The sequence below is a fragment of the Pseudoalteromonas agarivorans genome (assembly GCF_024518735.1).
In the GTDB taxonomy this organism is placed as follows: domain Bacteria; phylum Pseudomonadota; class Gammaproteobacteria; order Enterobacterales; family Alteromonadaceae; genus Pseudoalteromonas; species Pseudoalteromonas atlantica.
Genome location: NZ_JANIGJ010000012.1, coordinates 84,878 through 96,554 on the forward strand (window position 1 = coordinate 84,878; position 11,677 = coordinate 96,554).

The 11,677-nt window shown below is 41.4% G+C and carries 12 protein-coding genes and 1 pseudogene; 6 read left to right on the forward strand and 7 right to left on the reverse strand.

The genetic code is table 11. From position 1 onward, the window contains the following. The first annotated feature begins 1 nt into the window (after position 1). The 3 genes from NQT65_RS17825 to NQT65_RS17835 all read left to right on the forward strand — a co-directional run bounded on the left by NQT65_RS17825 (position 2) and on the right by NQT65_RS17835 (position 2,757). Positions 2-661, forward strand: coding sequence for an endonuclease (locus NQT65_RS17825; RefSeq protein WP_256851684.1), 660 nt, complete (start codon positions 2-4; stop codon positions 659-661). Between the two features lie 108 nt (positions 662-769). Next, positions 770-2,389, forward strand: coding sequence for a S41 family peptidase (locus NQT65_RS17830; protein ID WP_256851685.1), 1,620 nt, complete (start codon positions 770-772; stop codon positions 2,387-2,389). Then, on the forward strand, positions 2,389-2,757 hold the full coding sequence (locus tag NQT65_RS17835) for a hypothetical protein (protein WP_138579345.1): 369 nt from the start codon (positions 2,389-2,391) through the stop codon (positions 2,755-2,757). The genes NQT65_RS17830 and NQT65_RS17835 overlap by 1 nt, the downstream gene beginning before the upstream one ends. A gap of 60 nt (positions 2,758-2,817) precedes the next feature. Here NQT65_RS17835 and hmpA read toward each other — a convergent pair whose 3' ends face one another. The 3 genes and pseudogenes from hmpA to NQT65_RS17850 form a co-directional block, all read right to left on the reverse strand. Beyond that, on the reverse strand, positions 2,818-3,999 hold the full coding sequence (hmpA, locus tag NQT65_RS17840) for an NO-inducible flavohemoprotein (RefSeq protein WP_256851686.1): 1,182 nt from the start codon (positions 3,997-3,999) through the stop codon (positions 2,818-2,820). A 20-nt stretch (positions 4,000-4,019) separates the two neighbouring features. After that, positions 4,020-5,250, reverse strand: a pseudogene (locus NQT65_RS17845) (NnrS family protein). Beyond that, a complete protein-coding gene (locus NQT65_RS17850; RefSeq protein ID WP_054983355.1) occupies positions 5,250-5,519 on the reverse strand; it encodes a hypothetical protein in 270 nt (89 codons plus the stop codon). The pseudogene NQT65_RS17845 and the gene NQT65_RS17850 overlap by 1 nt, the downstream one beginning before the upstream one ends. Before the next feature lie 160 nt (positions 5,520-5,679). On the opposite strand from NQT65_RS17850, the gene norR reads away from it, so the two are divergent. After that, positions 5,680-7,236 carry a nitric oxide reductase transcriptional regulator NorR gene (gene norR / locus NQT65_RS17855; RefSeq protein ID WP_256851688.1) on the forward strand — a complete coding sequence of 519 codons (1,557 nt, stop codon included), beginning with the start codon at positions 5,680-5,682 and terminating at the stop codon, positions 7,234-7,236. On the opposite strand, the gene NQT65_RS17860 is transcribed toward norR, so the two are convergent. Further along, positions 7,229-8,128 carry a LysR family transcriptional regulator gene (locus NQT65_RS17860; protein ID WP_256851689.1) on the reverse strand — a complete coding sequence of 300 codons (900 nt, stop codon included), beginning with the start codon at positions 8,126-8,128 and terminating at the stop codon, positions 7,229-7,231. The genes norR and NQT65_RS17860 overlap by 8 nt on opposite strands. A gap of 117 nt (positions 8,129-8,245) precedes the next feature. On the opposite strand from NQT65_RS17860, the gene NQT65_RS17865 reads away from it, so the two are divergent. After that, the gene (locus NQT65_RS17865; protein WP_029773331.1) at positions 8,246-8,812 is read left to right on the forward strand and encodes an NADPH-dependent FMN reductase; all 567 of its coding nucleotides are present in this window, start codon (positions 8,246-8,248) and stop codon (positions 8,810-8,812) included. Positions 8,813-8,815: 3 nt separating this feature from the next. On the opposite strand, the gene NQT65_RS17870 is transcribed toward NQT65_RS17865, so the two are convergent. Continuing rightward, a complete protein-coding gene (locus tag NQT65_RS17870) occupies positions 8,816-9,259 on the reverse strand; it encodes a tellurite resistance TerB family protein (protein WP_024033928.1) in 444 nt (147 codons plus the stop codon). Between the two features lie 98 nt (positions 9,260-9,357). Here NQT65_RS17870 and NQT65_RS17875 point away from each other — a divergent pair, with 98 nt between their 5' ends. After that, positions 9,358-9,732 carry a hypothetical protein gene (locus NQT65_RS17875; RefSeq protein ID WP_004589382.1) on the forward strand — a complete coding sequence of 125 codons (375 nt, stop codon included), beginning with the start codon at positions 9,358-9,360 and terminating at the stop codon, positions 9,730-9,732. 1 nt (position 9,733) lies between these two features. Here NQT65_RS17875 and NQT65_RS17880 read toward each other — a convergent pair whose 3' ends face one another. Further along, complete coding sequence (locus tag NQT65_RS17880) at positions 9,734-10,327, reverse strand: hypothetical protein (RefSeq protein WP_256851690.1); 594 nt, start codon at positions 10,325-10,327, stop codon at positions 9,734-9,736. Positions 10,328-10,370: 43 nt separating this feature from the next. Next, on the reverse strand, positions 10,371-11,357 hold the full coding sequence (locus NQT65_RS17885) for an SRPBCC family protein (RefSeq protein ID WP_256851691.1): 987 nt from the start codon (positions 11,355-11,357) through the stop codon (positions 10,371-10,373). Between the last annotated feature and the right edge of the window lie 320 nt (positions 11,358-11,677).

Here is an 11,677-nt window from a genome sequence, read left to right on the forward strand (position 1 = left end):
GATGGATATGCTTAAATTTATTTTGGCCTTTGTGGCTTGTTGTATTTGTTTTTCTGCATCGAGTGAAGAATTTACCCGCTTTTCAACGGCTAAAAGGCACTTAATTAAAACCCTACCCGAAAACGCCAAAAGCCTTTACTGCGGCTGCGACATTAAAAAACAAGGTAAAAAGCTAATCCCCGACCCTAGCAACTGTGGTTATATTCCGCGTAATACGTTAACTTCCTCTGGCAAGGTTAATGTACGTGCACTGCGTATAGAGTGGGAGCATATAGTGCCGGCGTGGGAATTTGGACACCAGCTACAATGCTGGCAAAACGGTGGTCGTAAAAACTGTCGCAAGGTCAGTGCTAAATTTAGAAAAATGGAAGCCGATATAAACAATTTAGCCCCTGCTATTGGCGAAATTAACGCAGATCGCTCTAACTATCGCTTTGGTATGCTTAGCGAAAACGCCACCCAATATGGCCGCTGCCAAGTAAAGGTTAACTTTAAACAACGCGTTGTAGAGCCTCCTTTTTATGCCCGTAAGCGCATTGCCGACACCTACGCCTATATGCAAAAAACATACGGCTTAAAAATATCAGCTAAACAACAAAAGCTATTTGATGCCTGGCAAAAACAAGCATTTGCAGATAAAAGCAGCGCAAGTAAGTTGTAGCACACCTAAGTGTATACACTCATTTACATAATTTAGGGGCTAATACGTTGAATAAATGAGCGGGTGTTGTAGTATTTTAAACAACTTATTTACAAAAAGTAGTTTTGTATGTTTAAAAATAATAAAGCAACACTCGCTATTATTGCTGCACTTTCAAGCCTAACGCTTGTGGGCTGTGGCGGTGGTAGCAGCATGAATGAAACGCCCGACCCAGTCATCACACCTCCTGCAAGTACAGCCCCAACATGGACGGCAGGTGTATTTGAGCCATCGGACGAGTTAAAAAACTTTTGCGAAAACCCACGCACAGGTAACGATCCGTTTAATAATAATGCGCCTTACCCTGACCAAGCCGGTTCGGCCCTTTACGAAAAGCTTTGGCTTCGCTCGTGGAGCGACGAAACCTACCTTTGGTATGATGAAATAGCTGATAACGACCCTGAAAACTTTGCTACAGTGGCGGATTATTTTGCCCAACTAAAAACCGAAGAACTAACCGATTCTGGTGATAAAAAAGATAATTTTCATTTTTCAGAGCCTTCTGAGGACTACTTTCAAGAAGCGCAATCAGGGGTAACCTCAGGCTATGGTATAAATTGGGCATTTATTGGCGACCCAGCTGATAGAATTTTACGTGTTGCCTACCTAGAAGACGACTCACCAGCAAGCCAAATTGGTTTTCAACGTGGCGATACCGTACTTGAAGTTGATGGCGTAAGCATTAATACCAGCACACAAGCAGGCGTAGATACCTTAAACGAAGGCTTATTTAGCCCTACTAATGGCGACTCGCACACCATCGTTGTGCGCAGTAACGATGGCGCTGAAAAAACCTTTAACGTAACTGCCGACAACATAGAGCAAACGCCTGTTCAAAACGTAAAAACCATTACCACTGCAAATGGCACTAGCGTAGGGTACATGCAGTTTAATAGCCATATAGGTATTGCCCAAGAAGGCTTAATTGCTGCCGTTAATAAATTTAAAACCGATAACGTGGAAGAGCTTGTTATCGACTTTAGATATAACGGAGGCGGTTTATTAGCGCTTTCTTCGCAGCTGGCTTACATGGTGGCGGGCAGCGCCAACATTCAAAACCGTATTTATTACCAAACTCAGCAAAACGATAAACAACCGGTAGAGTCGCCTTTTCCGTTCATAGATGAAGAAATTGATTACTCAACTTTTTTTAGCACTGGCGAAAGCCTCCCCGATTTAAACCTATCTAAGGTGTATGTGCTTAGTACATCGGGTACGTGTTCAGCCTCAGAAGCCTTTATTAATGGCTTAAAAGGCATTGACGCCGAGGTAGTGCTCATTGGCGACACAACCTGCGGTAAACCATACGGTTTTACCCCAACACATAACTGTGGCACCACCTATTACACCATTCAATTTAGCGGTATTAACAGTAAAGGGTTTGGTGAATATGCAGCAGGCTTTACGCCAACGCCTACACCGCAGTTTGATGCTGATGTCAAAGGCTGTGTAGTCAATGACGACTTTGATAATCAATTAGGCGATCCAAACGAAGGGGTACTCTCTACTGCGCTTTATCATATTGATAATAACGGTACGTGCCCTGTTAGCACCGCCTCTGCAAGTATTAAAACGCAAGTACAAAGCGCTGCTGGCGATAGCAAGCAGCTATTACCTTTAAACGCACCTAATAACGTTAACCGTGGCAATATGGATTTAACATGGCCTACGTTAAATAAGGATAAGTAATGGCTAAACTACTGGCAATATTAAGCTTATTATTTATTGGAGGCTGTAACAGTATGAGTAATGCCACAGCTAAGCCTGCACTACTAACCGAGGTAAACCCAGGCGTTATAGCCACGCTCCAGCAAGCGATTATAAAAGCAAAGGGCGGCACACTAGTTACACTGGCCGACACCGTTTTTACTAAACGCAGCGAGCTATTATTAAGCCATGGAAATAGTAAAGACTCAAATGGTATGCCCATAATGGGCGCGCATAATATCAAGCCAGAAAAGTTTGTTTTACAAATAATCGGCAAGCAGTGCGTGCTTTATTATCCTAAAAAAGATATGTCTATTGAGCTTAAAAACGTAAGCTGTAAAGCACAATAAAATACTATTAAAAAGGCACACAACATTTATGCTATGTGCCTTTATCGTTTTTCACTTGGTTTATAAGTCTTGATGCGGACCAAACACTTCGTAATGAATATGCTCGTTTTTAACACCTAGTGCCAGTAACTGGCTTTTCACAAACGCCATAAACCCAGCGGGGCCGCATAAGTAAAAATCGCCATTTGTAAGAGGTAACTGTGTTTTTATGGCAGTTAAGTCCATTAACCCTGTAAAATCAGCCCCTTCACTACTTTGATTAAACCACGTAATAGTTTGCAAGCTGTTATAAGCCGTACTTAATTCATTTAAATAGTGTGCAAATGAGTGCTGCTGCGTATTTTCGCACGCATGTAAATACATAATATTTTGCTTAGGGTTATCGCTTAATAGCGTTTCGAGCATCGCAAGCATTGGGGTTTGCCCAACACCTGCTGAAATAAGTACCGCTGGATTTTTACTATTTCGTAAAAAGAAATCTCCTGCAGGCGGGTACAGTTCAACTACGTCGCCTTGAGCTAGTGAGTGTAAATAATTAGACACCATGCCAGGCTTTGGCTGTAGCTCTTTTTTAACACTAATACGGTAGTTTTTACCGTTACTTTTTTGCGAAATAGAATACTGGCGAATCTCTTCATATTCAGCGCCCTCTGGCTTAACTTTAACCCCTAAATACTGGCCTGGTTTATGGGTAATCACCGCTTCGCCATCAACCGGCGTAAGTGTAAAGCTTGTTACGAGTGCTGATTCAACCTGTTTGTTGGTTATTTCAAATTGGCGCGTGCCCGCCCAACCACCGTGTTTATTTTTACTGTGCTCATATAAAGCCGCTTCTTCGGTAATACAAATATCAGCAAGCAGTGCATATGCTTCACGCCAAGCGTATTCTACATCTGGCCTAAACTGCTCTGGTATTAGCTCTTTTAAGGTGCCAATTAAGTGAGCACCAACAATGGGGTAGTGCTCTGGTAAAATATTTAAACTGGTGTGTTTATGGTTAATGCGCGCTAATGCCTCTTTTAACACCGCTAAGTTATCAATGTTTTGGGCGTATGCTGCTAAGGCGTTAAACAAAGCAAATTGCTGACGCCCAGTGTTTTGGTTAGTCATATTAAAAATATTTTTAAGCTCTGGGTTATGGCTAAATAGTCGCTTATAAAAATGTTCGGTCACAACCGTGCCAGCCTGTGCTAATAACGGAACAGTGCTTTTAACAATCTCAATGGTTTTTTCAGATAACATAATGTAGTCCTGTAGGTAAACTAACCACGGCGCCCATCAACACGACGGCGCGTTAATATAGGTGTGCAGTAAATTAAAAATAACAAAAAAGCCACTAACCACAGCAAGGCACTGATCTACCAAGCAAAGTGTGGCCCAATAATTAAGGGGAGTATGGAGCGAGTAATAGCTGCCACCAGCACAAGCGCAAAAGCAACAGATATATATAGGTGTATTAAGCGTACGCCCTGTATGCCCAAGTGATACACGGGTCATCATGGCTAAAATCATCATCCCTATTGTGCCAATAGTGATAAGGTGGAGCGCATCTTTAAAATGTATTTCGCTTGTGTAAAAGCTCAGTGCAATCATCATTAAGCCAACACCAAAAGCAAAATAAGAAAAATGCAAAGACCATAATAAAGGCACTTTTAGCACGTTTGCATGCCACCAAAGTTTTGCGCGAATTAAGTGAAGCGCAGCCACCATTGCAACAATGAATGCAGGGCTAATTGAGCTTAAAAATAATTTACTGATAAAAAATAAAGTAATTGCCAATATTGATAAATACAGCAGCGCTTTATCAATTTTAGGAGTGCGTACTTGCTCGCTAAGCGCTAAGCCTTTAGCTGTAAAAAAAGGAATAACCCGCCCTGCTACAATGCCGACCAGTAAACTGACAACCAGTACCGCAGTGTCAACCACAGCTAATGCAAGCTGCATGTTGTTATTTAAAACAAGTAGTAAATAAAGAGTATTAAGGGCGCACAACACGCTTAAAATAACTAAAAACGGGTAATTATTTTTACTGCGTACTGTTATTAGCATATTAGCCAGTGCCGTAATTGCCCCTAGCCACCATGCTAGCTGTAGCACAGTAACAAGCCATAAATTAGCATTAGCAAAATCAGGCAGCTTTATAAAAAACGCTAAACGAGCACTTATCCATACAAAAGTAAGCAGCATAAGTGCTTTGCCACTTATACTTTCAACGCCCGTCCAAGTTTGTGCCGCCGTAAGTAAAAAACCGACTGCTACCACTCCTGCAAAGCCAAATAGCATTTCGTGCGCGTGCCAAAGTGTGGCTGGCATGGTTAAGTGCCAACTAGCATAGCCCGTTAAAATAAGTAGCCAATACCCTATCGATAAAAATGCAAGCAAACCGCCTGCTAAAAAGTAGGGTCTAAATGCAAGCATCCATAACGGCCATTTTGTTACGTGATGAATAGCTATGTGCGCTGGTATTGGCTCTGTTAAATTTAGTGGGCGCATTAGCGTACTTCCTGCCCTAAACCATGTTGCGCAACACAACGCAGCACATAACTAACTTTTAAAATAGCTGCCACTACAATCGTACTAATATGCGCTGATATTTGTACCTGCATCGAAAAGTGCTCTGCGTACGGGTAACTAATTAAAATGCTCACAACCATACAAATAGCGCTAAGCCCTAATACTGCATTAGCAGTAAATAATAGCGATTTAAAAAATGCGCCTAACTCAACCTGGTTGTTTACATTATTTAGTGTAAGTGTGTTCATAACTACCTCAGTAACCATTAACGTCACTTAGCTATTACACATAGCGTGCCAATAAGATAAAACATTAATATTCAGTAAGTTAAATATAAACACTTTACAAATTGAGTCTTTATGACACACTCTAATTTAAATCATAAAAACACGAATAGGTCATTTTGACATGAATCAACAATTCAACCTTACCCAAGTGGCTTTAGAGCTTGCCCAATGCACGCTGCACGAGCACAGCTTTGATCAGTTATTGGCAACGGTTGAACGTGTAATACCTAGCGATGCCAGTGCATTACTTGTCGTGCAGGGCGAGCAACTTAAGCCCTTAGCCATCAAAGGTCTGATGCCCGATAGCCTTGGCAGGCGCTTTAAAATAGCAGAGCACCCACGATTAGCGGCCATTTGTAGTGCAAGCCACGCATTACAGTTTGCACACGACTGCCCCCTGCCCGACCCATACGACGGCCTACTGCTGGCCAAAACGGGCGATATTCCTGTGCATGCTTGCTTAGGTTTACCCCTTTACGATAAAAGCACTTTGCTAGGCGTGCTTACATTCGATAGCTTAAACGCAAATGCCTTTGGCAGTATTAGCGCAGATACACTCAGTACCTTACAAACACTGTGCAGTGCGCATTTTAAAACAGCCCTAGAGCTTGCCCATTACAAACACCATGCACAGCATTCGAGTGCACTTGTGCAAGAGTTAACGCGTGATGCACTTACTCGCGATGGCGGCGAAATTATTGGCCAAAGCCCTGTAATGCAAACGCTTAAAAATGAAATAAAACTCGTAGCGGCCTCTAATTTTAGTGTATTGGTGTTAGGAGAAACGGGCGTAGGAAAAGAGCTAGTAGCGCGTAATATTCACTTAAATTCTGCCCGAAAAGATCAACCGCTGATTCACTTAAATTGTGCCTCTCTTCCCGAGAACCTTGCAGAGAGTGAGTTTTTTGGCCACGCCAAAGGCTCATTTACTGGCGCACAAAATGCCCGCCAAGGTAAGTTTCAGCTAGCTGATGGCGGCACGTTATTTTTAGACGAAATTGGCGAGCTACCATTGGCTATGCAAAGCAAATTATTACGGGTGTTGCAAAGTGGTGAAATACAAACAGTGGGAGAAGACACGCCAAAATATGTGGATGTAAGGGTAATAGCAGCCACTAATCGTGATTTAAAACATGAGCTAGCGCAAGGCCGCTTTAGAGCCGATTTATATCACCGGCTAAGTGTTTACCCTATTACCGTGCCGCCACTTAATAAACGCGAGCACGACATAACTTTACTGGCTGGTTATTTTATTGAACAAACTGCCCGTAAATTAGGTATAAAACAATTAAAGCTAAGCACTGAAGCGCAAGTATTGCTCAACCAATACAGTTGGCCTGGTAATGTACGCGAGCTTGAACATGTTATTAGCCGCAGCGCATTAAAGGCTAAGCAAAGCCAGTGGCAAAACCCAATAATAACAATTACAAACGAGCACTGCGATTTAGCCCAACAACCAAACAACAACGCGCACGTTAGCACGCCAATTACTGCCCACATTGCCCATCATCAGCCTTTAAAACAGGCCGTTGAATCTTTGCAATTTACGGTTATTACCGAGCAATTAAAACAGCATAATTATAATTGGGCAGCTACTGCACGAACCCTTGAACTCGACAGAGCCAACCTAGTTAGGCTTGCCAAACGCTTGGGCATTAAAGTTAAAAAAACTATTTAACGTGTGGCATGTTACTAAAGTAGGTTTTTAATAAGTCTGCAAAAGCTTGCACTTTGGCCGTGCGGTGTACTAAATGGTGAGTAACCAACCAAGAGTCAAACTCCCAATGTAATTTGTCGTGCAATATAGGCACTACGTCGGGGTTATTTTCTATCGTGCTTTGATGCAACCCCCCTATGCCTAAGCCTTTAATAACCGCGCGCGCCGCTTCTGAGGTTTCTGATACTCTTAATTTAATTTGCGACTGAGGAATAAACTCATCAACCCAGCTAAAGTACGGTACACGCGCATTAAATCCCGCAATACCAGATATAAAATTATGCTGCTTTAAGTCATCTAAGGTTTTTGGCATGCCGTGTTTAGCAATATAACGTTTGTGAGCATAGAGGCCGGCCGATAGCTTAGCTAAGTGCTGCGCTATATAGTCGCCTTCATCAGGTTTGGGGCCTACACGTATTGCTATATGAGCTTGTCCGTGGTCAAGCCTTAGGCGCTTTTGCTCTAAAATAACTTCTAGCTGCACTTGCGGATGCAATGTTTGAAATTGCTCACACACGTTGCTTAGCATATCCATAAAACCACTTACGGTAGTCAGTAACAAGCTCCCTCTGAGCTCACTATCGGCTGCGGCAATCGCATTATGTAAACCTTCGAGTGAGTTATCTATTGCTTGTGCGGTTTCAAATAATTTTGCCCCGCTTTCGGTTACTTTATATCCGCGCGCATGGCGATGAAATAACCGTACATTTAAGTTTTTCTCTAAGTTATTTATGCGTCTCAACACTGTGCTATGGTGCACACTTAGTGCCTCTGCTGCGGCGGTCAAAGTACCTAGCCTTGCCACTTCAAAGGCAACTTTTACGTCTTGCCAGTCGTCAAATTTTATTGCCACGCTACCCGCCTTCTACTTATGTGCATATACGCACATAAGTGTTGCGTTTATTCGGGTTTTCTACAAGCAAAAATTTGCTACATTAGTGTCATACCCAACCAATAAAAGGTCTAAATTATGTCAGCACCAAAAATTATCGCGCTCGCGGGTAGTCTGCGTAAAGATAGCTTTAACCAAAAACTCATTAACGAAGCAGCTCGTTTTGCTCTGCAAACCGGTGCTGAAGTGGAAGTAATTACACTCGCCGAGTTAAATTTGCCATTATTTAGCGAAGACATTGAAGCGCAAGGCACACCTACCGATGCACAACTATTAAAAGATAAACTGCGTAATGCTGATGGTATTTTACTGGCAAGCCCTGAGTACAACGGCTCAATTACTGCTGCGCTTAAAAATGCAATTGATTGGGCATCGCGAACTGAGCAAGGCGCAGTACCCGCATTTCGCAACAAAGTAGTGGCGTTATTTGCTACATCACCGGGTGGTTTAGGTGGTTTGCGCGGCTTAAACCATGTACGCGATATTTTAAGTGGGATTGGCTCGTTAGTACTTGCCGATCAGCTCGCTATCCCATCAGCATTTACTGTATTTGACGAAGATGGAAAAATTAGCGACCCAACCACTGCAGAAAAAGTTAGCGTATTAACGCAGCAGCTCGTTTCTGTTGCTAGTAAATTAAGCTAATTTTTACGATTGTGTCGCTGCTAATTTAGCAGCGATAAAATCGGTGTGCGCTACATATAAAAGCCCAGCCACTTTGCGTATTACATACTCTTCTTGAGGATCTATCTCTCCATCGGCATACGCCAATCGCCATAATAGCTCAATTATTTCAATGCGCTGCGCCGCACTGCAATGATCGTTAATCTGCTTAGAAAATTGAAAGTAATCAATAGCCCCATCTAAGCTACCAGCGGCATTGTTGGTGAGCTCATCAACTTCCGATTCTGTTAAATTAAAGTATTTTTTTAAGGTTACAGTCAGGGTGTGTTGTTCATTATGGTCGAGCTTAGAATCAGCACGCATTACTTCAATAAGCAGCGCAGCAACCGCTGTTTTTAGATCATGCTGCTCTATGCTTGGCTGTTGCTCGTCAAAAGCGGCAAACAGTTGTTTTATTTGTTTGAACATCACATATTCTCTTTTTGGGTGTTAGACTTAACTTAAATACATCGCACTTAATGCTTTATTAATGGGTATTAAGTTCGCAAATTAAAGGATACATTTTTATGAAAGGCTTATACACACCGCATTTAGTTGTTGGCGCTGCATTGCTAGCCTTTTCTGGTATAGGGAGCGCCTTTGCAGAAGTGGGCGAAAAAGAAAAGTCATACGACTTTGATAACAAAGTACATTACTACCAAACCAAAATTGGTGAAGACAACTATAAAATAGAAATACAATCAGACGACTACAAACATTTTGCTAATCAAAGTATGTTTTTACTGCGCCACGCAGACAGATTATGCCGCGGCAGAACCTTTATGTTAAAAGTGCTTGAAGGCGTGCAAGAGTACGAACGTTTTCCTACTAAACCACGCGCTTATCAACCACCATTAAACGTTTTACTACAATGTGACGCACCCGAGAAAAAAGAAAAATAGTTTATTTTTCGTAGCCCCACGGCGCTGCTGGTGGAGTAATTGGTTTAGTTAAATCAAAGTCCACCTTAAACTCGCGCCCTTGGCGAATTAACCGATACGTAAATACCTCAGGATAAATATACATTTGCCAAGTATTACCTGCCGACTGTGCTATCCCTTGTGCTACAAATAACTCTTTAGAGTATTGATCGGCCGGGAAAGACTGCATTTGTGCAAAACCCGCATCAAGGGTATGACCGCCATACATAGTTGAAGCATCGTCGCTGCCATCTTCATGGCGATGATCATGCTTTAAGCTCAAACCACTGCCCGTTTTAGTAATGATCCATGTACGCGATGCATCATCTCCCACATGAAATGGTACTTGTAGCTCGCTATCTGTGCATTTACGAACATGCATAATTAGTTTTTTATTCTCAAATGAGCTTGGGCCTTTTGCGTTATCTAAGCTTACTTTGCCCTCAAACGCTTTACCACAATGCGCTGCTATATTATTAAAAAATGCATCGTGTGTTGGTATAGATACCAAAGGCGCAGGACGCGCAATAGCCGCTGATGAGGCAAGTAATAACGTTGCTGCCGTTAATAATTTCATAAAGTACTCTTATAATAGTTTTTTAATACCATAGCGGTTTAAGTTAATAATGGGAAATAGCTGCGACAAGTGGCTTTTCTGCTCTGTTTTTCATTAATGTTAAAAGTGAATAATGGAAGTCTTGAAAAATCACCTCACCCCATATTCGCGAATAAACACCAAAATTTGTATTATCTTGCACAGTCGTTTTTAAAGTTAAAATCATATTGCCGCTTTTATCTTCACTTAACGCATACCCACCATAAAGAGGTGAAAAGTATTCGCCGCCTAGTTTTACGTGTTTATCGAGTGCATCATCGGGAATAGCATCAGGGTCTATCTCAAATCTATAGAGCATCTGTTTATTTGGCTGCCAATCCGTAATCACTTCTTTAAATATAACTCCTTTTTGCCATTTACTCGTTCTAACAGCCCCAACACCCATAGCATTCATATTTGCCTCTAAAGGTTTAGGTACACCTATTAATTGGGTAAGCGAAAATGGCAATTCTTGTGGCTCTATGGTGCTTACATTAGCAAGCTGCTGCCATACACGATTTATAGGCGCTTCAATAACTATAGAGTTGGTGACTTCATACGTTTTTGATAAGTGTAAATAATTTACCTCAATAGGTGAGAGCAATACAGGAAGCAAAGCTATTGAAAGTAAAGGCCTGTTAGCGTTTTTTGTTTGACAGTTTTTAATAAAGCCTGCCAGCAAACCACCCATACTTGCAAAGAGCATAAAGGCAGGCAAAGCCATTGCCACACAAATACTGCCTTCCAGTAGTGTAATAATGCTTACAAGTAAAAAAACAAAAATTGGCTGCCAAGCAATTGTCACCATTTGCCTTTTAGTTAATGTATTTGAGCTTTTAAATTCAAAATGAATACGAATATAGCCAATTGCAACGGGCACTAAAAACATAAATGAAATGGATACAAGGCTACTTAAATTATAAGTATCAAGCAGCTCCACAAACAGCCGCATAAATATGCCGTAAAGCGTACCAAGTAAAATACCAATTGATTTAGGAGATTGAATTTGCATTGTATTTCTTATTATTTGAGTAACCATTGAACCTAGCAGATGCGCTATTTCAGTTCAATTAAAATACATAAGCCACTACTTAGACTAAAGGATAACAGCCTTGTTTTTACAATGTTTCACCAAATTAGAACACATAAAAAAACAAATCAACACACTGATTTTAAACAAAATATACTTTACATTTAAGAATGCCAACACAATGATTTAGCATAAAATAAAGCCATACACGACCTTTTGCCTATACATTCATGAGTAAAAGCTGATCTACTCTGCTCCTTCACTATTCATTTGCTTTAACAAAAGCCGTATTAATAAATAAG

Excerpts from the sequence above, each read along its gene's own strand:
- NQT65_RS17825 (WP_256851684.1), top strand. The coding sequence starts at position 2 with ATGGATATGCTTAAATTTATTTTGGCCTTTGTGGCTTGTTGTATTTGT.
- NQT65_RS17830 (WP_256851685.1), top strand. The coding sequence starts at position 770 with ATGTTTAAAAATAATAAAGCAACACTCGCTATTATTGCTGCACTTTCA.
- NQT65_RS17835 (WP_138579345.1), top strand. The coding sequence starts at position 2,389 with ATGGCTAAACTACTGGCAATATTAAGCTTATTATTTATTGGAGGCTGT.
- hmpA (WP_256851686.1), bottom strand. The coding sequence starts at position 3,999 with ATGTTATCTGAAAAAACCATTGAGATTGTTAAAAGCACTGTTCCGTTA.
- NQT65_RS17850 (WP_054983355.1), bottom strand. The coding sequence starts at position 5,519 with ATGAACACACTTACACTAAATAATGTAAACAACCAGGTTGAGTTAGGC.
- norR (WP_256851688.1), top strand. The coding sequence starts at position 5,680 with ATGAATCAACAATTCAACCTTACCCAAGTGGCTTTAGAGCTTGCCCAA.
- NQT65_RS17865 (WP_029773331.1), top strand. The coding sequence starts at position 8,246 with ATGTCAGCACCAAAAATTATCGCGCTCGCGGGTAGTCTGCGTAAAGAT.
- NQT65_RS17870 (WP_024033928.1), bottom strand. The coding sequence starts at position 9,259 with ATGTTCAAACAAATAAAACAACTGTTTGCCGCTTTTGACGAGCAACAG.
- NQT65_RS17875 (WP_004589382.1), top strand. The coding sequence starts at position 9,358 with ATGAAAGGCTTATACACACCGCATTTAGTTGTTGGCGCTGCATTGCTA.
- NQT65_RS17880 (WP_256851690.1), bottom strand. The coding sequence starts at position 10,327 with ATGAAATTATTAACGGCAGCAACGTTATTACTTGCCTCATCAGCGGCT.
- NQT65_RS17885 (WP_256851691.1), bottom strand. The coding sequence starts at position 11,357 with ATGCAAATTCAATCTCCTAAATCAATTGGTATTTTACTTGGTACGCTT.